The following is a 22943-nucleotide window of genomic DNA, read 5'->3' on the forward strand; positions in this document are numbered from 1 at the left end:
AGATCCACGCCGAGGGAAGGGACGGCGGTGCGGTCCGCCGCCACGGCTCCGGCGACGGGTGCGGGGACGGCGCGGTTCCGACCGCGGGGCGGACCCCGCGGAGAGCGACGATTTAACACCCGGTCGGGAGTAGGGGCGGGTAATGACCGACCTCCTCGCGGACGCGAACGTCGCGCTCGGCGTCTCCGGGAGCATCGCGGCGGTCAAGACCGTCGAACTCGTCCACGAACTCCGCAGGCGGGGCGCCTCGGTTCGGGCCGTGACGACCGAGGCGTCCCGCGGCATCGTCCACCCGTGGGCCCTCGAGTTCGCGACCGGGAGCGACGTCGTCACCGAGATCACCGGCGCCGTCGAGCACGTCGAACTCTGTGGCACCGACGGCTGGGCGGACGTCCTGCTCCTCGCGCCCGCGACGGCGAACACCGTCGGGAAGGTGGCCGCCGCCGTCGACGACACGCCCGTGACGACCTGCGCGACGACGGCGCTCGGCGCCGGCGTCCCGGTCGTCGTCGCGCCCGCCATGCACGAGCCGATGTACGACCACCCCGGCGTGCTGGAGGCGATCGAGCGCGTCGAGTCGTGGGGCGTCGAGTTCGTGGAGCCGCGCGTCGAGGAGGGGAAGGCGAAGATCGCGGGCGAGGAGGCGATCGTCACCGCGACCGCCCGCGCCGCCCGTTCCGGCGAGGACCGCCCGCTCGCGGGCCGCCGCGTCGTCGTCACCGCCGGGGCGACGAGCGAACCCGTCGACCCCATCCGCGTGCTCACGAACCGCGCGTCGGGGCGGACCGGGCGGGCGGTCGCGCGCGCCTGCCACGTGCTCGGAGCCGACGTGACCCTGCTCCACGACGGCGGCGAGGTGCCGTACGCGGACGTCGTGTCCGTCGGGACGGCCGCCGAGATGACCGACGCCGCGCTCGAAGCCTGCGCGGACGCTGACGCGCTGGTCTCAGCGGCGGCCGTCTCGGACTACACGGTCGAGCCGGCAGCGGAGAAGATCCGGTCGGGCGAGGAGTCGCTCACGCTCGAACTGCGGCCGACGCCCAAGCTCGTCGACGCCGTGCGCGAGGCGCGCCCCGACCTGGCCATCGTCGGGTTCAAGGCGGAGACGGACGGCGACGACGAGGCGATGGCCGAGGAGGCCCGCGAACTGCTCGGCCGCGTCGGCCTCTCGTTCGTCGTCGCGAACGACGCGTCGGTGATGGGCGGGGAGACCACCCGGGCGCTGTTCGTGCGGGAGACCGACCTCGCGGAGTACGAGGGGACGAAACACGGCCTCGGCGTGCGCGTCGCGACGGAACTGTCCGGGGAACTCGGCTGACCGCCGCCCGCCGGATCGACCTCGACACGTGTATCCCGAATCACAACGATTTTGATTGGCTCATCCGAACCTTCGCCCAACGAACGTGATTGCCACTAGCTACCGTTCTGCGGCTCTATCGACGCGGTGCCAGAACCGTTCCGTCCGGAGGGGGTCACGGTGACCGGGGGGGCCGTCCTCGTTCCGGTCGAGGAGTCGACCACGCTGCGGAACACCGTCGCGCACGTCCTCCACGAGGCCGCCGAGTCGGAGGCGGCGACGCCGGTCGTCCACTTCGTCTACCCCCTCTCCAGCCGCGGCCGCCTCGGCGACGAGGACGAGGAGGCCCGCGAACTGCTGGAGCGGATCGAACTGTGGGCCGAGGAGGACCTCGGCGAGGACGACCGGCGGGTCCGGGTCGTGACCGCAACGGTCGGCGAGGACGAGTACCTGTTCAGCCCGGGCGACTACGCCGACGTGCTGGAGCGATACGCGAGCCAGCACGACGTCGAGTCGGTCGTCCTCGACCCGGAGTACAACCCGACCGGGGCGACGCCGCTGCTCCCGGCGCTCGAGTCCGAGATCCGCGGAACCGGCCTCTCCGTCGAGGAGGCGCCGGTGGACCGGCCGACACGCCGGAGCCGGCTCGTCCGACGCTCCGGCGCCGGGCAGTTCCTCCTGCTGTTCGGGCTCTCGACCGTGTTCTACCTGTTGCTCGCCTGGTCGCTCGCCCCATATGACCTCGTGACGGGCGTCGTCACGGGTGCGGTCGTCTCGACGGTGCTGTGGCACGTCTCGCTGACCGGTCCGATCCAGCCCCGTCGCCTGTTCGGCCAGATGGGTCGGCTGTGTCTGTACGTCCCGTTCCTGCTGTGGGAGATCGCGAAGGCGAACGTCGGGATCGCGTACGTCGTCCTCCACCCGAAGCTCCCCATCGACCCGGAGGTCGTCGAGTTCGACGCAGCCGTCTGGTCGGAGATCCCGGTGGCGACGCTCGCGAACAGCATCACGCTGACGCCCGGCACGCTGACGATCGACGTCGAGAGCCGGCACTTCACGATACACACGCTGACGGCGGGCGCGCGCGAGGACCTGTTCGACGGGTCGCTCGAACGCGCCGTTCGGTTCGTCTTCTACGGTCGCAACGCCGCGCGAATGCCGACGCCGTCGGAACGCGAGGGGCGATAGCCCGTGACCCTGATCGTCGACGCCCTGCTCGCGGCCGCGGCCGGGTTCCTCGTCGTCACGCTCTCGGTCCTCTACCGGGTCGTCCGCGGCCCGACGATGCAGGACCGCGTCATCGCGGTGAACGTGATCGGCTCCAACACCGTCGTCGTGGTCGCGCTGCTCGCGGTCGCGACCGGGAGCCCCGGCGTGCTCGACATCGCGCTCGTGTACGCCCTGTTGAACTTCCTCATGAGCATCGCCATCTCCAAGTTCACGGTCGAACGCGGGGGGGTGCTGTAGATGGTCACCCTCAGGGAGGCCGCCGTCATGGCGCTGCTCGGCGGCGGCCTGTTCTTCGCGCTGGTCGCGGCCGTGGGGCTGGTCCGGCTTCCGGACCTCTACACCCGCGCCCACAGCGCCTCCAAGAGCGACACTCTCGGCGCCGTGCTCACGCTCGGGGCCGCCGGGATCGCGCTCGGCCCGGAGCCGGGAACGCTGAAGGTCGGCCTGCTGCTCGTGTTCATGTTCATCACCAACCCGACGGCGGCCCACGCCATCGCCCGCGCCGCCGCGGACCAGGGGATCGAGCCATGGACCGACGAGGACGCGTCGGCCGAGGAGGGGACCCCCGCGGTGGACGAGGGGCCCCCCGCGGCGGACGAGGGAGGTGAGCGGGCGTGACGCCCCTCGAGGTCGCGTTGCTCCTGTTCGTCCTGGCCTGTGCCGTGACGACGGCGCTGCTCAGGGACGTCCTCGGCGCGATCATCGCCTTCGCGGCCTACAGCCTGGGCGTCGCCATCGTCTGGGTGATCCTGCGGGCGCCCGACGTCGGACTCACGGAGGCCGCCGTCGGCGCGGGCGTGGTGACGGTGCTGTTCCTGTTGACCATCGCCAAGACCGTTCGGCCGCCGGGCGAGGACCTCCTCGTCAGCGTCGACTGGCCGGCCCTCGGCGTCGCGGCGGTCCTGGTCGGCGCGTTGCTGACGACGCTCGGGGCGCTCCCCCGGGTCGGGGCGGACACGACGCCCGTCGCCACCTCGGCCGTGACCGAGTACTACCTCGCGAACGCCTACCCCGAGACGGGCGTCGAGAACGCCGTCACCGCGGTGCTGGCCGCCTACCGCGGGTTCGACACGCTGGGGGAGGCGGTCGTCGTGTACGCGGCGATCGTCGGGATCCTCGTCGTCCTCCGACGGGAGGTGGCGATATGAGCGCCTGGACGGGGACCGACGACGACGGCGAGGGGTCCCGTTCCCGCCGCCCGTACGTCGAGAGCCCCATCATCATGGCGACGGTCAGGATCGTCGCGCCGTTCGTGTTCACGCTCGGACTGTTCGTGATGTTCCACGGCGCCGACTCCTCCGGCGGCGGCTTCCAGGGCGGGGTCATCGTCGGCACGGTCGTGTTGATGCTGGCGATCGCGTTCGGCGTCGGCCCGACGCGGGGGTGGCTCTCCTCGACGCTGCTGGTCGTCCAGCTCGTCGTCGGGGTCGGGCTCTTCGTCGGCGTCGGCCTGACGGCGATGGCGTTCGGCGGGGCGTTCCTCGAGTACTCCGCCGTTCCGGTCCACCACGCCAGCAAGTACGGCATCGAACTGGTCGAGTTCGGCATCGGCATCATCGTCGCCGGGACCGTCGTCGGCCTGTTCTTCGCGCTCGCGGCGGGCCACGAACTCACCGAGGAAGAGGAGGTGGCGGAGTGATCGACGCGTTGGCGGGACGGGCGTACTACGTCGCCGCGTTCCTGCTGCTCGGGATCGGCGTGTACATGATGATCGGAAACAGGAACCTCGTGAAGAAGGTGATCGGCATGAACGTGTTCCAGACGGGGATCTTCCTCTTTTTCATCTCCTCGGCGTACCTCGACGGCGGCTCGGCCCCGCTGCTCTCGCAACCTGCCCCGTACGTCAGCCCGCTGCCCCACGTGCTCATCCTGACGGCCATCGTCGTCGGGGTGAGCCTCACCGCGGTCGCGCTGGGGCTCGTCGTCCGCATCTACAACGAGTACGGCACGCTCAGTGCCGACCTCGTCGAGGAGGTGAACGGCGGTGAGTGACCTCCCCGCGATGCTGGTCGTGGTTCCCATCGTCGGCTCGCTGGTCGCGATGCTCGCGGGCGCGTTCCGCCCGCACACCGGCTGGTACGTCGCGCTCGTGACCGCCGTCGTGCAGGTCGCGATCGCGACGACGGTCGCCGTCCGGGCGTTCGTCGACGGGCCGATCAGCTACGCGGTCGGCGACTTCGAGCTCCCGTTCGGCATCGAACTCGTCGTGGACGGGCTCACGGCGTCGATGATCGTGCTCGTGGCGGTCGTCGCGCTCGGCGTGCTCGCGTACGCCCGCACGGCCGGCCCGCGGTCGAACGGGTTCTACGCGACGTACCTGCTGCTCGTCGCCGGCCTCTCGGGGATGTCGGTCACGGGCGACGTGTTCAACCTGTACGTGTTCCTCGAGATCACCGGCCTCACCGCGTACGCCCTCGTCGCGAGCGGCGAGGGCGGACGCTCCGCCGTCGCCGGGCTGAAGTACCTCATCGTCGGGACGTTCGGCGCGTCGCTGTACCTGCTCGGCGTCGGCTACGCCTACGTCGCCACGGGCACGCTGAACATGGCCGACCTCTCGACCCAACTCGCGGCGGTCGGCTACGGCTCGCCGCTGGTCCGGACGGCGTTCGTGCTCGTCGTCGTCGGGCTGTTCGTCAAGGTCGCGATGTTTCCGCTGCACACCTGGCAGCCGGAGGCGTACGCCGGCGCGCCCGACAGCGTGAGCGGGCTCATCGCGGCGCTGGTGTCGACGGTGAGCGCCTACGCGCTCGTGCGGGTCGTCCTGACGGTGTTCACCCCCGAGTTCCTGGAGGCGACGCCGCTGGCGCGCGACCTGCTCGTCGCCGTCGCGACGGTGAGCATCGTCGTCGGGAGCGGCCTCGCGGTGGCCCAGACCGAGGTGAAGCGGATGCTCGCGTACTCCTCGGTGTCGCAGTTCGGGCTGATCGTCGCCGCGCTGTCGGTGACGAACGGGACGGCGCTGGTCGGCCTCTCGGTCCACCTCGTCGGCCACGCCGTGATGAAGGGCGGGCTGTTCCTCGCGGCCGGGCTCGTCGCGACGGGCACCGGCGCGCGCACGGTCGCCGAGTACGACGGGCTGGCCGACCGGATGCCCGTCGCGGCCGGGGCGTTCGGCGTCCTCGTGCTGGCGATGGTCGGGGTGCCGCCCGCGATCGGCTTCCTCGGCAAGTGGTACATCGTCATCGGCGCCATCGAGGCCGGGGCGTGGACGCTCACGGCCGTCATCCTGCTCTCGACGCTCCTGACGCTCGCGTACTTCGCCAGGATCGTGGAGCGGATGTTCTTCCGGGACGCCCCCGGAGTGGCGTCCCACGTCGCGGCGACCGACGGCGGGCGCGCCTCGCTCGGGATGTACGCGGCAGTCGTGGGCGCGGCCCTCCTCGCAGTCGGGCTTGCCGTGGGCGTACCGTCGTTCGAACAGCTGCTCCAGCCGACCGTAGAGAACCTCCTGCAATGACCGAGATACTCTCTCTCCGACCGCTCGCAGCCGTGCTCGTCTCCGCCGTCGCCATCGGGCCGATCCTCGCCACCGGCCGGCGGCCGAACCTCAGGGAATCGTGGACCGGCGTCGCCGCGCTGGCGAAGTTCGCCGTCGTCGCGAGCATGGTTCCGGGCGTGCTCGCCGGCGACTCGTACGTGACCGACCTCGGCACGTTCCTCCCCGCCGGGGGGGAGACCGGAATCCGGTTCGCCCTCGAGGTGGACTCGCTCGGACTGCTGTTCGGACTGCTCGCCAGCGGCCTCTGGGTCGTCACGAGCTGTTACAGCGTCGGCTACATGCGCGGGCTCGACGAGGGGTCACAGACCCGCTACTTCGCGGCGTTCGCCGGCAGCCTCTCGGCGGCGATGGGCGTCGCGTTCGCGTCGAACCTCGTCGTCCTGTTCGTGTTCTACGAGCTGTTGACCGTGGCGACGTACCCGCTGGTCGCCCACGACGAGACCGACGAGGCGCGGGCGGCCGGCCGCAAGTACCTCGCGTACACCTTCGGCGGCGGCGTCGCCGTCCTCGGCGGCACCGCGCTCGTCTACTGGCTCACCGGCTCCGTCGCGTTCACGCCGGGCGGCATCGCCGGCCTCTCCGCGGCCGACCCGGCGCTCGCCCGCCTGGCGTTCGCGCTGCTGATCGCCGGCTTCGGCGTGAAGGCCGCGCTGATGCCGCTCCACTCCTGGCTCCCCGACGCGATGGTCGCGCCGACGCCCGTCTCCGCCCTGCTGCACGCGGTCGCGGTGGTGAAGAGCGGGGTGTTCGGCATCGCGCGCGTCGTCCTCGACACGTTCGGACCGGAGACGGTCGCGGACCTCGGCGCAGGACTCCCGCTCGCGGCCGTCGCGGCGTTCACGCTCCTGACCGCGAGCGTCATCGCGCTCCGGCAGGACAACCTCAAGCGCCGGCTCGCCTTCTCGACGGTGAGCCAGCTCTCGTACATCGTGCTCGGGCTGGCGGTGCTCGACCCGACGGCGCTCGTCGGCGGATTGTTGCACATCCCCGCCCACGCGTTCATGAAGATCACGCTGTTCTTCTGTGCGGGCGCCATCCACGTCGAGACCCACACCGACGACGTCTCGGAGATGGCCGGCATCGGGCGACGGATGCCGCTGACGATGGCGGCGTTCGCCGTCGCCGCGGCGGGGATGGCCGGCATCCCGCTCGTCGCCGGCTTCGTGAGCAAGTACTTCCTGCTCATCGGCTCCGTCTCGACCGGCGGGACCGTCTTCGCGCTCGCCCTGCTCGTCTCGGGCGTGCTGAACATCGCCTACTTCTGGCCGGTGGTCTACACCGCGTTCTTCGAGTCGCCGGGCGAGGACGACCCGAAGCCGATCGTCGAGGCGCCGCTCGGGGGCCGGTGGGGGGAGGTCCTGTCGGGCCCCGTCGGGGGGTCGGAGGCGACCGGCGGCACCCCCGCGGCGGACGGGAGCGGGGTCGTCGACGCCGAACCGTCCGACGGCGTCGGTGGACCCGACGAGCATGACGCGCACGAGGACCACGACGTGCACGAGGGTCACGGGGCCCGTGGCGCCCACGCCGACGGCTGGGAGCGCCGCGGCTGGACCGGCGGTGAGTCGACCTGGTTCATGCTCGGGCCGATCCTCGTCGTCGCGGCCGGGTCGATCGTGCTCGGCGTCGTCCCCGACGGCTTCGTGTTCCTGCGGGTCGTCCGCCTCGTCGTCGCGGGCGTCACGGGGGTGAGCGTCCCATGATAGACCCGCTCGTCCCGCCGTTCGTGCCGGTGCTCGCGGTCGCACTGTTGCTCCCGCTGGTCGGGCGCCGGACCGGCCACGCACTCGGCGTGCTCGCGACCGCGCTCGTGGTGCCGTACGTCTGGCTCGTGCCCGGCGGCGAGCACCTCCCGACGCTGCTGTTCGGCTTCGACGCCGTCCTGTTCAACGTGGACGGCTTCTCCCGGGTGATGGGCGTCATCTTCGGGTTCATCGGCTCCGTCGCGGTGCTGTACTCGTGGGCCAGCGACGCCGACGCGGTCCAGACCGCGTTCGCGCTCGGCTACGTCGGCACCAGCCTCGGGGCGGTGTTCGGCGGCGACTGGCTCACCCTGATCTTCTTCTGGGAACTGATGGCCGTCACGAGCACGCTGCTCGTGTGGCACTACGGCGGCCGCGCGGTCCGCGCCGGCTTCCGGTACGCGCTGTTCCACGGCATCGGCGGGACGCTGCTGCTGGGCGCGGTCGTCTGGCACTACGCGGAGGCGGGGACGTTCCTGTTCACGGGGGCGGGGATGGCGGGCGTCGTCGCGCCCGTCCTCGCGGCGGTCGGCATCGGCGTCAACGTGGGGTTCGTCGGCCTCCACGCGTGGCTGCCGGACACGTACCCGCGCCCGCACGTCGCCGCGAGCGTCTTCCTCTGCGTGTACACGACCAAGACCGGCGTGTACGGCATGTTCCGGGCGTTCCCGGACGGCGAGCTCGCGATCGCGTACATGGGCGGGCTGATGGCGGTGTTCGGCGCGTCGATGGCGCTGCTCCAGGGCGACATGCGCCGCCTGCTCTCGTATCACATCCAGTCGCAGGTCGGGTACATGATCGCCGGCGTCGGCCTCGGCGGCGCGCTGGCCACCGCTGGCGCGTTCGGCCACGTGTTCAACCACATCCTCTACAAGAGCCTGCTGTTCATGACCGTCGGCGTCGTCATCTACCGGACCGGCGAGGAGCACCTCGACGACCTCGGGGGGCTGGCCGGAAAGCTCCCCGTCACCGCGGGGGCGTTCCTCGTCGCGGCCCTCTCGATCGCCGGCTTCCCGGGGTTCAACGGCTTCGTCTCCAAGGGGATGGTCATCGCCGCCGCCCACGAGGAGCACCTCGACGTCCTCTGGTACCTGTTGCTGGCCGGGGGCGTCGGGACGTTCCTCTCGTTCATCAAACTCGGCTACTACGTCTTCCTCCACGGCGAGTACGAGGGGGACGTGGAGGTCGCGAACCGGGGCCAGCAGGTCGCGATGGTGTCGGTCGCCGCGCTGTGTGTGCTCTACGGGCTCTACCCGTCCGCGCTGTACGCCCTCCTGCCCGGTGCGGACTCGCTCGAGTACACGGCCTACACCCTCGGCCACGTCGAGGAGGGGCTGATCCTCGCCGCGCTCGGGGTCGTCGGCTTCGCGGTCCTGAAGAAGCCGCTGAACAGGATCGGGAAGGTGCCCGACGTGGACAGCCTGTACAACCCGCTCGCGCTCTACGGTACCCGGGCGCTCGTCGTCGGCGTGACCGAACTGTACGCCGCGGTCGACGGGGCGGTCGTCGCGTTCACCAGCGCGGTGTCCCGGTCGGTGCGCGACCCGGAGACGCTCGTGGACCGTCTCGGCGCGGGCGGACGGGGGTCGGCCGAGGCGACCGACGACTCGGACGGGGCGACGGGCGACCTCCGTGCGGGCGTCGGGACGAGCATCCTGCTCGTCGCGGTGATGGTCGTCCTCGCGCTCCTCGTCGTCCTGTGATCCCGCCGGGGGCGTGACCCGACGGGGGCGGTTCGGTCCGGCCCGGAACTCCCCCGATTCCCGGACGACCACCCTCAATCCGTCAGGTTTTACCGGGGAGTCGCCGTCCCCACGACATGGACCAACTGCGCCAGTCCTTGCTCGACGCTCCCATCATCGAGAAGGGGGACTACCAGTACTTCGTCCACCCGATCAGCGACGGCGTCCCGATGCTCGAGCCGGAGCTGCTGCGCGAGATCGTCATCCGCATCATCCGGAAGGCCGAGATCGAGGACGTGGACAAGATCGTCACCCCCGCGGCGATGGGCATCCACATCTCCACGGCGCTCTCGCTCATGACGGACATCCCGCTCGTCGTCATCCGCAAGCGGGAGTACGGACTCGACGGGGAGGTGGCGCTCGCCCAGGAGACCGGCTACTCGGAGTCCGAGATGTACATCAACGACGTGTACGAGGGCGACAAGGTGCTCGTCCTCGACGACGTGCTCTCGACGGGCGGGACGATGAAGGGCATCCTCGACGCGCTCACCCACATCGGGGCCGACGTGGTCGACGTCGTCGCCGTCATCAAGAAGGCCGGCCCGAACAAGCTCGACGACACGGACTACTCCGTGAAGACGCTCGTCAACGTCACCGTCGAGGACGGCGAGGTCGTCATCGTCGACGAGTTCGGCGACGGCTGAGCGGGCGCATCGGGGCGGACGAACTCCCGAGAGGCTCTTCGGGGCGTTCGCCACGCGGCCCGCGACGGGAACCTTTTCACCCCGCCGGGACGAGGCTCTCGCATGGTCTCGACCCGGTTCTACGGGCTGATCAGCACGGTCCTCCTCGTCGTCGGCGCGCTCCTCGTCGGCCAGGGGTTCCACCTCTCGCTCGTCACCGGCGAGATCGCCCTCGCCTCGCCCGCGTTCGCCCTCCACCTCGTGCTCGGCTCCGTCCTGATCGCGCTCGGCTACCGGGCGCGGCGACCCGTCGCGGAGGCGTACGACCTGACGAGCGGCGACGCCGGCGAGGGGGAAGCCTCCCGCCGGGAACCGGACCGGGGCGACGGGACGCCCCGTTCCGGGGAGGACGCGGAGTTCGACCCGAGCATGAGCCCCCTGGGCGAGGCCGCCCCGGGCGACGCCGAACGGGAACGGGGCGGGCGCCCCGACGGGGAGTCGACGCCGGACGAACGGGACGAACGAAGCGGACGCGCGCCACGCGACGGGACCGCCGCGGACGAGCCCTGAAACCGGAACGGGAGATATATTAGGTGGGACGGTCGTGACTGTGGTAGCGATGTCCACGGAACGGCGTATCCCGGACCGACTCGTGGGTCCGCTCGGGGGGCTGTCGCTCCTCGTCGGCCTCGCGAGCATCGTCCTGGCATACATCTTCATCATCATCGGAACCACCCTCTACTTCGATATGAACGGCCTCGACGGCGTCACGAGGACGGACTCGATCATCGTCCTCGTCACCGGCGTCCTGCTCGTCGGTGTGGCGTACGCCGGCTACAAGGGGTTCATGCGGTTCGCGACCTGATGCCGATCGACATCCGCGACCATCCCGACGCGCCGTCGCTGGAGGAGCTCCGGGAGTTCACGCTCGTCCCGGTCGCCCGGGAGGAGATCGAGTCCCGCCGGGCGGAGGGCCAGGAGCTCCGGGAGCTGAACCTGCAGGAGGAACGGAACGACGTCTCCGCGTCCCTCGACGTCGAACCGGGGTCGGCGGGGAGGAGCCTCGACGTCGGCATGGTGCTCTACCGGCTCGTCCAGCTGTTCGGGACGCCGCAGGTCCCCGGCTTCGAGGCGGGCGGCGACGTGAGCGGCCGCGAGGACACGACGTTCAAGTACCTGTTCAGGCTCGTCCGCGAGGCCGACGTCGACGGCTCGCTCCCGGAGGAGTGGCTCGTCACCGTCTTCGACTCGCACGTCGACCTGGGCGTGGGCCTCGCCGCGTGGACGGGGGACGGCGTCGACCCCGCCGACTACGGCGACGACGTCGTGCTCGTGACGCTGGCGCTCGCGACCAACGTCGTCACGGAGCCGGTCACCTGCGTCTACGGGGACCGCTGGTACTGACGCGGCGCCGACCGGAACCGATCGGTCGCCCCGCCGCGGAACTCGTTTTCGACCACGGGGCGGGTCCGCCGTCCCCTACCTGCCCGTCAGGACGTGCATGAGCGCGAAGACGACGACGAGCGAGCCGACCAGCAGGCCCGTGAAGACGGGGATCACGGTCGACTCGGGGTAGAGTCCCTCCCAGTGGCCCGCGTAGGCGACGACCACGAACGTCGGCACCGACAGGAGGAAGAACAGCGAGGAGGCGTACGACGCGACGGTCGGGTCGCCGCCGTGCTTCGCGTAGGTCCCCCGCTCGCGGACCGGCCTGTCCTCGGTGGGGAGCTCCTTCGGCATGGGTGCGGGTTGCGACGCCGCCGGGAAAGCTCTGTCGCCCCCCGGGACCGGACCCGAGCGTCCCGATCGTGCGCTCAGGCCCTGGCTCCGTCGTACACCACGCCGAGGACGTACCCAAGGAACTGGAGCGGGAACTGTTCGCCGACGAACGCGAGCACGGCCCGGCCCACCGGCCGGACGACCGCGTACCCCCCGATGGTGTCGATCCCGAGGAGGTAGTAGGGCGAGATCTCGAAGCCGACCGAGAACCCGAGTCCGGCGAGACACGCCACGAGGACGGCGGCGGCGCTGGTTCGCATCTGTTGGGCGAGCAGCTTCGTGAGCACTCCCGAGACGACGACGAGCGCGAACGCGGGGGCGGACGCGACCCACCCCGGCGCCAGTTCGGCGTGGAGGGTCACGTAGTGGGCCATCGACGCGAGCAGGCCCGTGAGGACGCCCACGTGGAGGACGACCACGAGTCGCTCGCGGGGCGAGCCCTGGGACGCCCGCGCCGGGCTGGCGACCGTCGACCGGAGCGTCGAGACGCTACTCGACACGGATATCGAACTCCTCGCCCGCCATCCGCGCGGTCAGCTGCCCCCGGCTCGACGCGTCGCCCGCCGCCAGCGCCCGTCGCGTCCGGTCCACGTCGTCGTCGTGAACGTCGGCCTCGACCCGGAGCGTCCTCGTCTCGCCGGCCCCGAGGGTCACCCGTTCGACGGTCGCGGTGCGCGGCACGCTGAGTCGGTCCCCGGTCTCGGGCGGCGGGTCGCCCTCGAAGACGAGTAGCCGGACCGTGGTCAGCTCGATCGGCCTGTCGAGGGGGTTCCCGACCCGGAGGTCCGCGACGACGCGGTGCCCCTCGTCCGTCCCGGAGAGCGAGAGGTCCGTCACCGCGGCGTTCACCGAGTCCCGCTGGTGCCAGTCGAGTTGCGCGTCGAACGTGAGCCCGAACGCCGTCCCGGTGGCGACGAGCAGCAGCGCGAGCAGCGCCGAGAGGAGGGTTCCCGAGCGCGGGACCGCCACCGTCTAGTCCTCCGAGGCGACCGGATCGACCGGCGCGGCGCGGTCCACGCCGGAGTCGCCGTCCGCGCCGTGGCCCTCCCCGTCGTAGCGGTGACAGGCGACCTCGCGGGTCGCGACGGTGCGGGGGTCGGGGTAATCGGTCTCACAGACCGTCGTCACGACGCGCTCGAGGTCGTCTGCCGCGGCGTCCGGCTCGCCCTCGAGCGCGACCTCGGCCGCTTCGAGGAGGGCGTCGCGGGCGGCGGCCGGGAGGTCGAGTTCCCGGAGGGAGACGCGGTGCCCCCCGGACTCGACCTCCGTCCCCGTCTGGAACTCCTCGGGAACGTCGAGGGTGAGCCCCCGTTCGAGCAGGGCGCGTGCCGGCTCGGGCGAGTCGGGCCCGACGGACTCCGGTTCGACGTCGCCGCGCCGCAGCTTCAGCTTGAACTGGTGTGCGCGCCGGAACGACTCCTGGCTCCCGGCCCAGTCCTCGGGCGGGATCACCTTCGCACACCGGGGGTTGTAGCGACAGCCCGGCGGGGGGTCCCGCGGGGAGGGGACCTCGCCGGTCGCGTTCGCCCGCCGGCGGTCGGCGCCGAGTTCCACGTCGGGGACCGCGTCGAACAGCGCCTCCGTGTAGGGGTGTTTCGGGTCGTCGACGACGTCGCCGGTCGGCCCCCGTTCGACCATGTTCCCCAGATACATGATGCCGGCGCGGTCGCACATGTACCGGATGAGCGAGAGGTCGTGGCTGATGAACAGGTACGTCAGATCGTACTGCTCCTGGAGTTCCTTCATCAGGTTCAGCACGCCCGCCCTGATGGAGACGTCCAGCATCGACACCGGCTCGTCACAGACGACGAACTCGGGGTCGACGACCAGCGCCCGGGCGATGGCGACCCGCTGCCGCTCGCCCCCCGACAGCTCGTCCGGGAACGCGTCGAGGTACACGTCCGCGGGGGCGAGCCCCACGTCGTCGAGCACCTCGCGGACGCGCTCGCGACGCTCCTCGTAGTCGCCGACGATCCCGTTGATCTTCAGCGGCTCGGCGACGGTGTCGAAGACCGACATCCGCGGGTTCAGCGACTCGAACGGATCCTGGAAGATCATCTGGACCCGCTTGCGGAACTCCGACTCCTCCCCGGTGGACATCGACGTGACGTCGGTGCCGTCGAACCGGATCGTCCCCTCCGTCGGCTCGTACAGCTTCACCAGCAGTTTGCCGAGCGTCGTCTTCCCGCAGCCCGACTCGCCGGCGATTCCGACGATGTCGCCCCGCTCGATGGTGAACGAGACGTCGTCGACCGCGCGCACCGGACGGGGCTCGCGCCCCAGAAGGGTGTCGACGACGCCCTGGGACGTGCCGAACAGCTTGCTGACGTTCTCTACTTCGACTAGCGGTTCTCGATCTCCTGTGCCGTCCATGTTTCCTCCTGAGTGGCGTCCGTGCGAATCGATTCGAGTTCGTCGACGCGGTAGCACGCGGACCGGTGGGCCCGCTGGTCGCCCGCCTCCAGACGGCGGCCGTCGGCCGCGGCGGCCTCCACGTCGTACATCGGCGGGTGCGTCGCGTGACACTCCTCGACGACGAATGGGCACCGTTCGCGGAACCGGCAGCCCTCCTCGGGGTCGCGCAGCGTCGGCGGCGTCCCCGGGATGGAGACGAGCGACTGCTGGGCCTCCGTGATCGTCGGGAACGAGTTCTTCAGCCCGAGGGTGTACGGGTTCGCGGTGTCGTCGAAGATGTCCTCCTTCGGGCCGCTCTCCATCACCTTCCCGCCGTACATGACCGCCATCCGGTCGCAGATCTCGGCCATCACCGAGATGTCGTGGCTGATGACGAGGATGGACACTCCGAACTCCTCCTGGAGCTTCTCCAGTTCCTCCAGGATCCGGTCCTGGATGATGACGTCCAGCGCCGTCGTCGGCTCGTCGGCGATGAGCAGGTCGGGGTTACACGCCATCGCCATCGCGATGACCGCCCGCTGTTTCATGCCGCCGGAGAACTGGTGGGCGTAGTCGTCGGCCCGTTCCGGCTCGATGCCGACCCGTTCGAGCAGGTCGCGGGCGCGCCCGTCGGCCTCGCGCTTGCTCGTGTTCGGTTCGTGTCGGAGGATCGCCTCGACGATCTGATCGCCGACCCGGTACACCGGATTCAGCGCGTTCATCGCGCTCTGTGGGATGAGCGCCACGTCACGCCACCGGACGTCCCTTATCTGCTCGGTCGAGAGCGCCGCGAGGTTCGTCATCCCGTCCGCGCGGACGGGGTAGCTCTCGTCCTCGATTATCTCGGGTCGGGGGTCGCCGTTCCCGTCCTCCCAGGCGGGGAGCGTGGCGTCGAGCCACACCTCGCCGCTCTCGATGTAGCCGTTCGAATCGAGCAGGTGGACCAGACTCTTCGCGAGCGTCGTCTTCCCGCAGCCGGACTCGCCGACGAGCCCGTACGTTTCGCCGGGTTCGACGCTGAAGGAGACGCCGTCGGCCGCGTGTACGGACGAGCCGTCCTCGACCGCGTACCGGATCGAGAGGTCGTTGACTTCGAGTAGTGTCATGTTATCGCTGTGGGTTCGTCACGTCCTCCATCGAGAAGCCGATGAAGTAGAAGGCGGCCGCGAGCAGGGTGATGGCGAGCCCCGGCGGGATGAGCCACCACCACGCTTCGAACACGTACCCCTCCGCTTTGATGTTCTCGAGCATGATGCCCCAGGAGATCGCCGTGAAGTCGGCGAGCCCCAGATACGCGAGCGCCGCCTGCGCGAGGATGGCGCCCGCCGCGTCCTGTGCGAGGAAGACGAACGACAGCGGCAGGATGTTCGGCATGATGTGCCGGAAGATGATGCGCGTGTCGCTCGCGCCGGCGACCTTCGCCGACTCCACGTAGGAGCGCTCCCGCAGCGAGAGCGTCTCGCCGCGGATGGTGATGCAGTTGTTGAGCCAGGAGGTCACCGCGATCCCGATGATGATGTTGGTCGTCGAGATGCCACGGATGGCGACCAGCACGATGAGGAACGGCAGGAACGGCAGGCCGTACATCACGTCGACGACGCGCTGGATCGTCTCGTCGATCCAGGTGTCGCCGTAGAACCCGGAGATGAGCCCCAGGGGGACGCCGACGAGACTGGAGAGCAGCCCCGCGGCGATGCCGATGTACATCGCGTTGCTCGCCGAGTAGATGACGAGCGTCAGGATGCCGAACCCGTGTGAGTTGGTCCCGAGCGGGGCGAAGAACGGGTCGCCGAACGCGGGCGGGTGGGGGAGCGTCCGGATCTGCTCGCCCGTCAGCCTGGCGTCGTGGGGCGGCTCCCCGAGGTAGGCGACCCACTCCAGCGAGTGGGGCGCGAAGAAGCCGGGCGCGATCGACCACAGCGAGTAGACGAGGATGATGAGGAGCCCCAGGACCCCCATCTTGTGCTCGGTGAACCGACCCCAACTCCGGCGGAACCGCTCGATCCGCGGCTCCCAGCGTTTCTTGAACGATTCGAGGTTCGAGGCGTCGCGTTGTTCGGTCGCCATCGTCAGGATTCCTCGCCGAATTTGATCCGCGGGTCGAGGTACGTGTAGACGACGTCGGTGAACAGCCGCATGATGACGACCAGCACCGCGATCATGAAGAACGTCGCCTGCGCCACCGGGAAGTCACGGTTGAGCACAGCGTCGACGATCAGCTGCCCCATCCCGGGCCAGTTGAACACGTTCTCGATGATGATCGAGCCGTCGATGAGGAACGCGAGGCTGATGATCGCGCCGGTCACGACCGGGATGAGCGCGTTGCGGGCCGCGTGCTTTATCATCACGGTCCGTTCCGAGAGCCCCTTCGCACGCGCGAGGAACACGTACCCCTCGTCGGTCACGTTGTTCATCGTCGGCCGCATGATGAGCATCGAGCCGACCCACCCGATGAAGACGAGGCTCATCATGGGCAGCGCCATGTGGTACAGTACGTCACGCATGATCGTGAAGGCCGTCCACTCGAACTCCGGGAACTGCGTGAACATGTACGCGCTGGGGAGCCAGCCGAGTTCGTAGTTGAACACCCAGATGAACAGCCAGGAGATCCAGAACGCGGGCATGGAGTAGACGAACAGCGAGGTGCTGAAGATGCCCTTGTCCTTTGTGCTGCCCCGCCACCAGCCGAGGTACATCCCGACCAGCGGGCCGATGACGAAGCCGACGAGGAACGTCGACCCGAACAGCACGATCGTCCGGGGCATCCGTCGGATCACGAGGTCCCAGACCTGGGCGTTGTTCGTCGGCGAGCGCCCGAAGTTGCCAGTCTGGTAGTTCACCATGAAGTTGACGTACTGTTTCCACAACGGTTCGTTCAGTCCCCACTCCTGTCTGATCCGCTCGACCTGCTCTGCGGTCATTCCGGGGTCGATCATGCTCGAGACGAACGAGCCCGGCATACTGCGGAGGAGGACGAACAGGAGCGACATGATGACGAGGAGCGTCAGGTACGAAACGACGACCCGCTTCGCCAGGTATCGTCCACTAATTCTAGTCATACGTTGTCAGACCGCTCGTGTACGCGAACATCGAAATGGATTCGATATGAATCTGTTGACTCGGTGCGTCGGGCGTCAAAAGGCCGGTTCTCGGGAAACCGGTCGCGTTACTCCGCCTGGTAGACCTGCTCGAACTGCGTCCCCAGGTACGTGGAGCCGGGGCCCGGGATGTTGCCGACGAAGCCGTCCCAGTCGGCGTCGTTGACGGGCCACTTGACGATGTCGTAGCTCGTGACCAGCGAGGGCATGTCGAGGTAGATCTGCTCGACGGCCTGGCGGGCCAGGTCGTTACGCGTGTCGGCGTCCATCTCGGTCCGGGCCCGTTCGATGAGGTCGTCGGCGGTCGCGTCCTCGAAGAGGCCGTACCCCATCGGGTTGTTGTAGTCGGTGTCGGAGTTACCCTCCGAGTGGTCGTCGGCGTTCGCGCTGTGGAACAGCCCGTACAGCGTGCTGACCGCGAACGGCGACAGGTTGACCCAGCCCATCGGGTAGAGGTCGAAGTCCTCCTCGACGTAGACGCTCGTCAGCATCGTGTTGAACGTGTTGACCTCGCGCTCGACGGGGATGCCGATCTCGTGGAGCGTGCCGATGAAGTTCTCCATCATCTGGGCGGCCTGCGGGCCGTCCTCCGCGGGGGTGATGTAGAACGTGAGCGGCTCGCCGTCCCGGAGTTCGGTGACGGTCTGGCCGTCGATGCGGATCTCCTGGTCGGCGCCCGCGTCCGCGAGGACGCTCGATTCGACCTCGCCGAACGTGTACTCGTACTTCGACTCGGTCTGGCTCGCCGTGACGCCGGTGTGGCTACCGGGGTACTGCCGTCCGGCGAACTCGCCCTCCTCCCCGGAGATGACGTCGCCGTTCGTCAGGAACTCGCGGACCCCCTCGACGTCGACGACGCCGGGTTCGGACTCGCGGAACGCGAACGCCTCGGACGCGTCGGCGGTGAGCACGTCGGTGTCGGAGGAGGTCTCCGGTCGGACCTGGGTGTAGCCCGGCGGCATGACGAAGTCGCCCGACTGAAGGTACCCCTGCCCGAGCCGCTCGGTTCGGTAGATCTCGTCGTACGCGAAGCCGATGATCTGCCGGAACGTGACGTCGTCGAAGGGGGCGTTCCGGAGGTTCATCGAGTAGTGGCTGTAGCCTGTGTCGTACCCGTCGACGAGGCTGAGCCCCTCCGCCTCCTCCACGTCGCTGATGCGGGAGGTGTTGATGCCGTCGTACATCGAGTCGATCTCGCCCTGGAGGAACGCCTGGTTGAGGGCGTTGTCGCTGCCGTAGACGAAGACGCGGACCGCGTCGACGAACGGGCCGCCGGCGATGAGGCCGTTGGTCTCCTCCTTCCAGGCGACGTCCGAGAGGAGGTACTCGCCCTCGCGGTCGGCGTAGCTGATCTCGATGGACGTGTCGGGCTCGTACCGGGTGAGGACGGCCGGACCCAGGCCGAGCAGTTCGCCGTCCGCGTCGGGCGACGGCTCGTACGTCTGGTAGTCGTCGACGTCGCTCCACTCGCTCTCGGCCAGGATCGGGATGAACCCGAGCTGGGTCGAGTCGTAGGTGCCGAGCGGCTGGTTCAGGATCATGTCGACGTCCCAGTCGCTCGAGTCGGACTCGGAGACCTCGAGGATGGGGTCGATGTAGGAGACGTACGCGCCCGGCTGCTGCTCCATCACGTAGTTGTACGAGAAGACGACGTCCGAGACGGACAGCTCGCTGCCGTCGTTGAACGTCAGCCCGTCGCGGACGTTGATGCGCACGCGAACGTTGGACTGGTCGTTGTCGCCCGTCTCGTCGAGCTCCTCGAACTCCCAGTCGGTGAACACGGAGGGCACGACCTCGGAGGTGACGGGGTTGACGCTGGTCCCGTAGCCGTGGATCTCGTTGAGGATGAGGCTCGAGTACGCCGAGTTCGTGTTGAGGACGTTGATCCCGTCCGGCTCCTGGGACATGCCGATGTTGAACGTCCCGCCGGTGGGGACGTCCCCCTGCGGTTCGTTCGACGTCGGCGTCCGGTCTTCGGTGGGGGTGTCCTCCTCGGGGGTGTCGTCCCCGCCGCCGCTACACCCGGCGAGGCCGAGCGAGACGGCTGCTGCACCGGTCCCCTTGAGGAACCGACGACGGTTCGATCCGGTCTGACTGTCGGACATACGAGGCTTCGTTATGTAATATCATACTTAAGCTTGTGGATTTCACTCATGAGGAATCAATACATACCCGGAATCGGACGCACTACCGGGGTAAGGTCCCCGTACTCGCGTATCACTCGTCCAACCGGTCGCCCGGCCGTCCTCTCAATCTCGGCGTGTGAACATCGTTTCGTGTGTCCGTATTCCGAAATAGAGCGCCAGCGTGACCGCCGCCATCCCCCCGGAGAGGTACGTCTCGGCCGGGGTGGTCGCCTCGCCGCGGCGTGCGAGTTCCATCCCGAGGAACGCCCACCCGCCGGCGAACAGGAAGCCGACGGTGAGACAGAGCAGCCCCGGACCCGTCCGGTCGGTCGCGTGGAGGGCGGTCCCCACCGACAGGAAGACGACCCCGACGATGGCGAACACCGACCGGGTTTCGAGTGCCATATCCGCGGTGGGCGGCGTGGGGGTAAAGAAACAACGTATGTACGTCACGCGTCGGGGGCCAGGACGATCGGGCGGCGGTCCGCGCCGTCCGGGTTCGGTCCCACCGCCGTGCCACCGCCCGCGGTCCCGAGGTCACTCGATCGTGAACGTCGCCTCCTCGAGGCTCTCGCTCCGGCACTCCGGGCACCTCGACGGGTTGCCGGCCGGCCGATCGAAGCCGGAGAAGCCGCAGTCGCGACACTCGGGCGGCGCGACGAGCAGTTCCTCGCCCTCGAGGGTTCGAGCGACGTGTCGAACGTGTTCGTACACCTGGGGTGCCGGGACGGCGAATCGATCCGCGAGTTCGCCGGCGGTCGACGGGTCCTCGCGGAGCCGATCGGCGATGCGCTCCCGGGTGGTCCGCTCTGGCATGTCCGGCCGAAGGCGCCCGACCGACGAGACGCTTTCGCCGCCGACGCCCCCCGATGGGGACACCCCGGCACACGAGAGGAAAAAGGACTTACCTTGGCCGACTAATTCGCCCGCCATGAAGGCAGTCGTACTCGCCGGCGGATACGCGACGCGCCTGTGGCCCATCACGCGCCACCGGCCGAAGATGTTTCTCCCCGTCGGCGAGGAGACGGTCATCGACCAGATCTTCGCCGACCTCGAGGTCGACGACCGCATCGACGAGGTGTTCGTCTCGACGAACGAGCGGTTCGCCGAGCGGTTCGAGGAGTACCTCGCCGAGTCGACCTTCGAGAAGCCCCGACTCTCGGTCGAGGACACCTCCGAGGAGTCGGAGAAGTTCGGGGTCATCGGCGCGCTCGCCCAGCTCGTCGACCGCGAGGGGGTCGACGACGATCTGGTCGTCGTGGCCGGCGACAACCTCATCTCGTTCGACGTCGGTGAGTTCGTCGACTTCTTCGAGGCGAAGGGGGCACCCTCGCTGGCCGCCTACGACGTCGGCTCCAAGCGCCTCGCCAAGGAGTACGGGCTCGTCGACCTCGACGGCGACCTCGTGGTCGACTTCCAGGAGAAGCCCGACGACCCGAAGAGCACGCTCGTCTCCATCGCGTGTTACGCGTACCCGCGCGAGACGCTCGACCTGCTCGAGACGTACCTCGCGGACGGCAACAACCCGGACGAGCCGGGCTGGTTCGTCCAGTGGCTCCAGAATCGCGAGGACGTGTACGCGTTCACGTTCGACGGCGCGTGGTTCGACATCGGGACGCCCGAGTCGTACCTCGACGCGGTCGCGTGGGAACTCGACGGCGACAACTTCGTGCACCCGGACGCGACGGTGGAGAACTCCACGCTCGGCCGGAACGTCCACGTCATGGCGGGCGCGGAGGTCGTCGACTCCTCGCTCGACGAGTCCGTCGTGTTCGACGGCGCGACCATCCGCGACGCCGACATCCGGCGGTCGATCATCGACGAGGACACCACGGTGTCGGGGCTCGACCTGGCCGGCGCGCTCATCGGGGCACACTCGACGCTGACGAACGGCACCTGAACCCCGCCGAACGACGTCCGAGCGGGGGAGCCGAGCGGAAGCGACTGCGACGCCCCGACCGGGTGTGCGAACGGGGCGACCACGAACGACGGGACCGGCGCTACTTCTCGGCCACCAGCCGCTCGATGTCGCGACTCCCGCCGATCGCCTCGGCGATGGAGCGGGTCACGACGTCGAAGGCGGTCACGAGCGGGGAGAGCGCCCGCTCGACGAGCCTGATCGGACCCGCCACGCGGAGCCCCCACGTCTCCCTGTTCCCAAGCCCGTAGGCCTTCGGGACGATCTCGCCGAACACCAGCACGACCGTACTCACCAGAACCGTGGCCACCGCCACGGCGATCCCGCCGGGGAGCGACGAGGTCAACAGCAGGGTGACGACGCTGGAGACCGCGACGTTGACGACGTTGTTCCCGACCAGGATGGTCACGAGCAGTCGGTGGGGGTCCCCGCGCAACGACTCCAGCACCGCCGCGCGCGGATCGCCGGCGTCGGCGCGCTCGGCGATCCACTCGTCCGGGAGCGAGAACACGGCGATCTCGCTGCTCGAGAAGAACGCGCTACACGCCAGCAGGACGACCGTCACGGACACGCCCGCGAGGAGCGTCGGGAGTTCGACCATGAGTCGTGGTCCGCCCCGACCGCAATGAACCCGGCGCGTGCCCGTCGGTCCCCGGGGGACGGTCGAACGTCGCCCCGGACGGAGGATCCACGGAGCTCATCGCAGTCGGGCGTCGGTCACGCGGATCCGACCGCGGGAGCCGTCCCACTCGGTGTCGTACGTCAGGTCCACCGCGCGGTCCATGTGGGGTCCGTCGGTGACGAACGTCTCGAACTCCCCGCCCTCCCCGAGGACGTGGACGCCGTACTCCTCGTGGAGCTCCGCCAGTTCCGCCAGCGCGCCGCGGTCGAGCGTTCGCCCGAGCCACGACTCGTCGAGGCCGGCCGCCGCGACCTGGAGGATCGTGATCTCGAAGCCGGCGTCCAGCATGGCCTCGCCGAGTTCCAGCGGGTCCCGCTGCCAGAGCGGCGCGAACAGGCCGATCCCCAGGCGGTCGCACATCGCCTCGATGCGGGACGTCTGGAACTCGCTCTCGACCGCGCCGGCGGTGACTCCCGCGAGCGGGAGGTCGTCGGCCAGTTCCGCCAGCGCCGCCTCCATCGGCTCCAGTTCGGCGTCGCCCTGCTCGCCGGCGTCGACGACGTCGTCCGCGCCGAACGCCCCGGGTTCGACCTCGAGGAGCGGGACGCCGACGCTCTCGGCCGCGAGCGACGCCAGCCGCGTCTCCGGGACGTGGTACATGTAGGAGTCGCCCGCCGGGTGGACCGTCAACAGGCGCTCGACGGGGAGCCCTTCCTCGAGCGCGCGGTGGAGCGCCCACGAGGAGTCCTTGCCGCCCGAGAAGAGGCTCACCCACGCGCCCCCCTCGCGCGTGTCGGCCGTGTCGGTGGACATGTGCTGTGTACGGGCCGTTCCGGACTTACGGGTGACGGTTCACGGCGTCGCGTCCCGTGCCCG

General features: G+C 69.5%; 27 protein-coding genes. 15 read left to right on the plus strand and 12 right to left on the minus strand.

The annotated features are described in order from the left end of the window. Nucleotides 1–142 precede the first annotated feature (142 nt). The 14 genes from coaBC to HUG12_RS14745 all read left to right on the plus strand — a co-directional run bounded on the left by coaBC (nucleotide 143) and on the right by HUG12_RS14745 (nucleotide 11534). Entirely contained in the window at nucleotides 143–1318 is a 1176-nt protein-coding gene (gene coaBC, locus HUG12_RS14680) for a bifunctional phosphopantothenoylcysteine decarboxylase/phosphopantothenate--cysteine ligase CoaBC (protein ID WP_179269493.1), read from the plus strand. 126 nt (nucleotides 1319–1444) lie between these two features. Next, the gene (locus HUG12_RS14685; RefSeq protein WP_246308059.1) at nucleotides 1445–2485 is read left to right on the plus strand and encodes a monovalent cation/H+ antiporter subunit E; all 1041 of its coding nucleotides are present in this window, start codon (nucleotides 1445–1447) and stop codon (nucleotides 2483–2485) included. A 3-nt stretch (nucleotides 2486–2488) separates the two neighbouring features. Further along, the gene (locus tag HUG12_RS14690) at nucleotides 2489–2764 is read left to right on the plus strand and encodes a cation:proton antiporter (RefSeq protein ID WP_179269494.1); all 276 of its coding nucleotides are present in this window, start codon (nucleotides 2489–2491) and stop codon (nucleotides 2762–2764) included. Beyond that, nucleotides 2765–3145: a monovalent cation/H(+) antiporter subunit G gene (gene mnhG / locus HUG12_RS14695; protein ID WP_179269495.1), complete on the plus strand. Its 381-nt coding sequence runs from the start codon at nucleotides 2765–2767 to the stop codon at nucleotides 3143–3145. Then, nucleotides 3142–3675 (plus strand): DUF4040 domain-containing protein, encoded by a 534-nt coding sequence (locus HUG12_RS14700; RefSeq protein ID WP_179269496.1) that lies wholly within the window; start codon nucleotides 3142–3144, stop codon nucleotides 3673–3675. The genes mnhG and HUG12_RS14700 overlap by 4 nt, the downstream gene beginning before the upstream one ends. Further along, entirely contained in the window at nucleotides 3672–4166 is a 495-nt protein-coding gene (locus tag HUG12_RS14705) for an MnhB domain-containing protein (protein ID WP_179269497.1), read from the plus strand. The genes HUG12_RS14700 and HUG12_RS14705 overlap by 4 nt, the downstream gene beginning before the upstream one ends. After that, on the plus strand, nucleotides 4163–4519 hold the full coding sequence (locus tag HUG12_RS14710) for a cation:proton antiporter subunit C (RefSeq protein WP_179269498.1): 357 nt from the start codon (nucleotides 4163–4165) through the stop codon (nucleotides 4517–4519). Before HUG12_RS14705 ends, HUG12_RS14710 begins: the two co-directional genes overlap by 4 nt. Continuing rightward, nucleotides 4512–5984, plus strand: a complete 1473-nt coding sequence (locus tag HUG12_RS14715; protein WP_218836326.1) for a proton-conducting transporter transmembrane domain-containing protein — start codon at nucleotides 4512–4514, stop codon at nucleotides 5982–5984. Before HUG12_RS14710 ends, HUG12_RS14715 begins: the two co-directional genes overlap by 8 nt. After that, nucleotides 5981–7726, plus strand: a complete 1746-nt coding sequence (locus tag HUG12_RS14720; RefSeq protein ID WP_179269499.1) for a cation:proton antiporter — start codon at nucleotides 5981–5983, stop codon at nucleotides 7724–7726. The genes HUG12_RS14715 and HUG12_RS14720 overlap by 4 nt, the downstream gene beginning before the upstream one ends. After that, nucleotides 7723–9468 (plus strand): Na(+)/H(+) antiporter subunit D, encoded by a 1746-nt coding sequence (locus tag HUG12_RS14725; RefSeq protein ID WP_179269500.1) that lies wholly within the window; start codon nucleotides 7723–7725, stop codon nucleotides 9466–9468. Before HUG12_RS14720 ends, HUG12_RS14725 begins: the two co-directional genes overlap by 4 nt. Before the next feature lie 116 nt (nucleotides 9469–9584). Continuing rightward, nucleotides 9585–10151 (plus strand): hypoxanthine/guanine phosphoribosyltransferase, encoded by a 567-nt coding sequence (hpt, locus tag HUG12_RS14730; protein WP_179269501.1) that lies wholly within the window; start codon nucleotides 9585–9587, stop codon nucleotides 10149–10151. Between the two features lie 102 nt (nucleotides 10152–10253). After that, on the plus strand, nucleotides 10254–10700 hold the full coding sequence (locus HUG12_RS14735) for a hypothetical protein (protein ID WP_179269502.1): 447 nt from the start codon (nucleotides 10254–10256) through the stop codon (nucleotides 10698–10700). Between the two features lie 49 nt (nucleotides 10701–10749). Further along, entirely contained in the window at nucleotides 10750–10995 is a 246-nt protein-coding gene (locus HUG12_RS14740) for a hypothetical protein (protein WP_179269503.1), read from the plus strand. After that, nucleotides 10995–11534 carry a hypothetical protein gene (locus HUG12_RS14745; RefSeq protein WP_179269504.1) on the plus strand — a complete coding sequence of 180 codons (540 nt, stop codon included), beginning with the start codon at nucleotides 10995–10997 and terminating at the stop codon, nucleotides 11532–11534. The genes HUG12_RS14740 and HUG12_RS14745 overlap by 1 nt, the downstream gene beginning before the upstream one ends. Nucleotides 11535–11609: 75 nt before the next feature. On the opposite strand, the gene HUG12_RS14750 is transcribed toward HUG12_RS14745, so the two are convergent. From HUG12_RS14750 to HUG12_RS14795, 10 genes are all read right to left on the minus strand, one after another. After that, nucleotides 11610–11870, minus strand: a complete 261-nt coding sequence (locus tag HUG12_RS14750) for a hypothetical protein (RefSeq protein WP_179269505.1) — start codon at nucleotides 11868–11870, stop codon at nucleotides 11610–11612. 74 nt (nucleotides 11871–11944) lie between these two features. Then, nucleotides 11945–12409, minus strand: a complete 465-nt coding sequence (locus HUG12_RS14755; RefSeq protein ID WP_179269506.1) for a hypothetical protein — start codon at nucleotides 12407–12409, stop codon at nucleotides 11945–11947. Continuing rightward, nucleotides 12399–12878 (minus strand): hypothetical protein, encoded by a 480-nt coding sequence (locus HUG12_RS14760; RefSeq protein ID WP_179269507.1) that lies wholly within the window; start codon nucleotides 12876–12878, stop codon nucleotides 12399–12401. Before HUG12_RS14760 ends, HUG12_RS14755 begins: the two co-directional genes overlap by 11 nt. 3 nt (nucleotides 12879–12881) lie before the next feature. Then, the gene (locus HUG12_RS14765) at nucleotides 12882–14282 is read right to left on the minus strand and encodes an ABC transporter ATP-binding protein (RefSeq protein ID WP_179269508.1); all 1401 of its coding nucleotides are present in this window, start codon (nucleotides 14280–14282) and stop codon (nucleotides 12882–12884) included. After that, a complete protein-coding gene (locus HUG12_RS14770) occupies nucleotides 14252–15409 on the minus strand; it encodes an ABC transporter ATP-binding protein (RefSeq protein WP_179269509.1) in 1158 nt (385 codons plus the stop codon). The genes HUG12_RS14765 and HUG12_RS14770 overlap by 31 nt, the downstream gene beginning before the upstream one ends. A 1-nt stretch (nucleotide 15410) precedes the next feature. After that, nucleotides 15411–16370 (minus strand): ABC transporter permease, encoded by a 960-nt coding sequence (locus HUG12_RS14775; protein WP_179269510.1) that lies wholly within the window; start codon nucleotides 16368–16370, stop codon nucleotides 15411–15413. A 2-nt stretch (nucleotides 16371–16372) separates the two neighbouring features. Further along, nucleotides 16373–17362: an ABC transporter permease gene (locus HUG12_RS14780; RefSeq protein WP_218836327.1), complete on the minus strand. Its 990-nt coding sequence runs from the start codon at nucleotides 17360–17362 to the stop codon at nucleotides 16373–16375. 107 nt (nucleotides 17363–17469) lie between these two features. Then, entirely contained in the window at nucleotides 17470–19506 is a 2037-nt protein-coding gene (locus HUG12_RS14785; protein ID WP_179269511.1) for an ABC transporter substrate-binding protein, read from the minus strand. Between the two features lie 144 nt (nucleotides 19507–19650). Then, complete coding sequence (locus HUG12_RS14790; protein ID WP_179269512.1) at nucleotides 19651–19932, minus strand: hypothetical protein; 282 nt, start codon at nucleotides 19930–19932, stop codon at nucleotides 19651–19653. Between the two features lie 132 nt (nucleotides 19933–20064). Beyond that, complete coding sequence (locus HUG12_RS14795; protein WP_179269513.1) at nucleotides 20065–20343, minus strand: transcriptional regulator; 279 nt, start codon at nucleotides 20341–20343, stop codon at nucleotides 20065–20067. A gap of 115 nt (nucleotides 20344–20458) precedes the next feature. Between HUG12_RS14795 and HUG12_RS14800 the strand changes: the two genes are divergently transcribed. Next, on the plus strand, nucleotides 20459–21427 hold the full coding sequence (locus HUG12_RS14800; protein WP_179269514.1) for a sugar phosphate nucleotidyltransferase: 969 nt from the start codon (nucleotides 20459–20461) through the stop codon (nucleotides 21425–21427). A gap of 100 nt (nucleotides 21428–21527) precedes the next feature. Here the strand turns inward: HUG12_RS14800 and HUG12_RS14805 are convergent, their stop codons facing one another. Continuing rightward, the gene (locus HUG12_RS14805; RefSeq protein ID WP_179269515.1) at nucleotides 21528–22046 is read right to left on the minus strand and encodes a CNNM domain-containing protein; all 519 of its coding nucleotides are present in this window, start codon (nucleotides 22044–22046) and stop codon (nucleotides 21528–21530) included. Nucleotides 22047–22142: 96 nt separating this feature from the next. Next, nucleotides 22143–22880: a diphthine--ammonia ligase gene (locus tag HUG12_RS14810; protein WP_179269516.1), complete on the minus strand. Its 738-nt coding sequence runs from the start codon at nucleotides 22878–22880 to the stop codon at nucleotides 22143–22145. Nucleotides 22881–22943: the final 63 nt, after the last annotated feature.

Origin of the sequence: Halorarum salinum, assembly GCF_013402875.1 — an archaeon.
In the GTDB taxonomy this organism is placed as follows: Archaea; Halobacteriota; Halobacteria; order Halobacteriales; family Haloferacaceae; genus Halorarum; species Halorarum salinum.

What these genes read in the sequence shown, in the direction of transcription:
- HUG12_RS14810 (WP_179269516.1), bottom strand. Translation starts at nt 22,880, where the DNA reads ATGTCCACCGACACGGCCGACACGCGCGAGGGGGGCGCGTGGGTGAGC.
- HUG12_RS14735 (WP_179269502.1), top strand. Translation starts at nt 10,254, where the DNA reads ATGGTCTCGACCCGGTTCTACGGGCTGATCAGCACGGTCCTCCTCGTC.
- HUG12_RS14705 (WP_179269497.1), top strand. Translation starts at nt 3,672, where the DNA reads ATGAGCGCCTGGACGGGGACCGACGACGACGGCGAGGGGTCCCGTTCC.
- HUG12_RS14805 (WP_179269515.1), bottom strand. Translation starts at nt 22,046, where the DNA reads ATGGTCGAACTCCCGACGCTCCTCGCGGGCGTGTCCGTGACGGTCGTC.
- HUG12_RS14770 (WP_179269509.1), bottom strand. Translation starts at nt 15,409, where the DNA reads ATGACACTACTCGAAGTCAACGACCTCTCGATCCGGTACGCGGTCGAG.
- HUG12_RS14775 (WP_179269510.1), bottom strand. Translation starts at nt 16,370, where the DNA reads ATGGCGACCGAACAACGCGACGCCTCGAACCTCGAATCGTTCAAGAAA.
- mnhG (WP_179269495.1), top strand. Translation starts at nt 2,765, where the DNA reads ATGGTCACCCTCAGGGAGGCCGCCGTCATGGCGCTGCTCGGCGGCGGC.
- HUG12_RS14765 (WP_179269508.1), bottom strand. Translation starts at nt 14,282, where the DNA reads ATGGACGGCACAGGAGATCGAGAACCGCTAGTCGAAGTAGAGAACGTC.
- HUG12_RS14785 (WP_179269511.1), bottom strand. Translation starts at nt 19,506, where the DNA reads ATGTCCGACAGTCAGACCGGATCGAACCGTCGTCGGTTCCTCAAGGGG.
- HUG12_RS14790 (WP_179269512.1), bottom strand. Translation starts at nt 19,932, where the DNA reads ATGGCACTCGAAACCCGGTCGGTGTTCGCCATCGTCGGGGTCGTCTTC.
- coaBC (WP_179269493.1), top strand. Translation starts at nt 143, where the DNA reads ATGACCGACCTCCTCGCGGACGCGAACGTCGCGCTCGGCGTCTCCGGG.
- hpt (WP_179269501.1), top strand. Translation starts at nt 9,585, where the DNA reads ATGGACCAACTGCGCCAGTCCTTGCTCGACGCTCCCATCATCGAGAAG.
- HUG12_RS14745 (WP_179269504.1), top strand. Translation starts at nt 10,995, where the DNA reads ATGCCGATCGACATCCGCGACCATCCCGACGCGCCGTCGCTGGAGGAG.
- HUG12_RS14780 (WP_218836327.1), bottom strand. Translation starts at nt 17,362, where the DNA reads ATGACTAGAATTAGTGGACGATACCTGGCGAAGCGGGTCGTCGTTTCG.
- HUG12_RS14800 (WP_179269514.1), top strand. Translation starts at nt 20,459, where the DNA reads ATGAAGGCAGTCGTACTCGCCGGCGGATACGCGACGCGCCTGTGGCCC.
- HUG12_RS14795 (WP_179269513.1), bottom strand. Translation starts at nt 20,343, where the DNA reads ATGCCAGAGCGGACCACCCGGGAGCGCATCGCCGATCGGCTCCGCGAG.
- HUG12_RS14720 (WP_179269499.1), top strand. Translation starts at nt 5,981, where the DNA reads ATGACCGAGATACTCTCTCTCCGACCGCTCGCAGCCGTGCTCGTCTCC.
- HUG12_RS14725 (WP_179269500.1), top strand. Translation starts at nt 7,723, where the DNA reads ATGATAGACCCGCTCGTCCCGCCGTTCGTGCCGGTGCTCGCGGTCGCA.
- HUG12_RS14750 (WP_179269505.1), bottom strand. Translation starts at nt 11,870, where the DNA reads ATGCCGAAGGAGCTCCCCACCGAGGACAGGCCGGTCCGCGAGCGGGGG.
- HUG12_RS14740 (WP_179269503.1), top strand. Translation starts at nt 10,750, where the DNA reads ATGTCCACGGAACGGCGTATCCCGGACCGACTCGTGGGTCCGCTCGGG.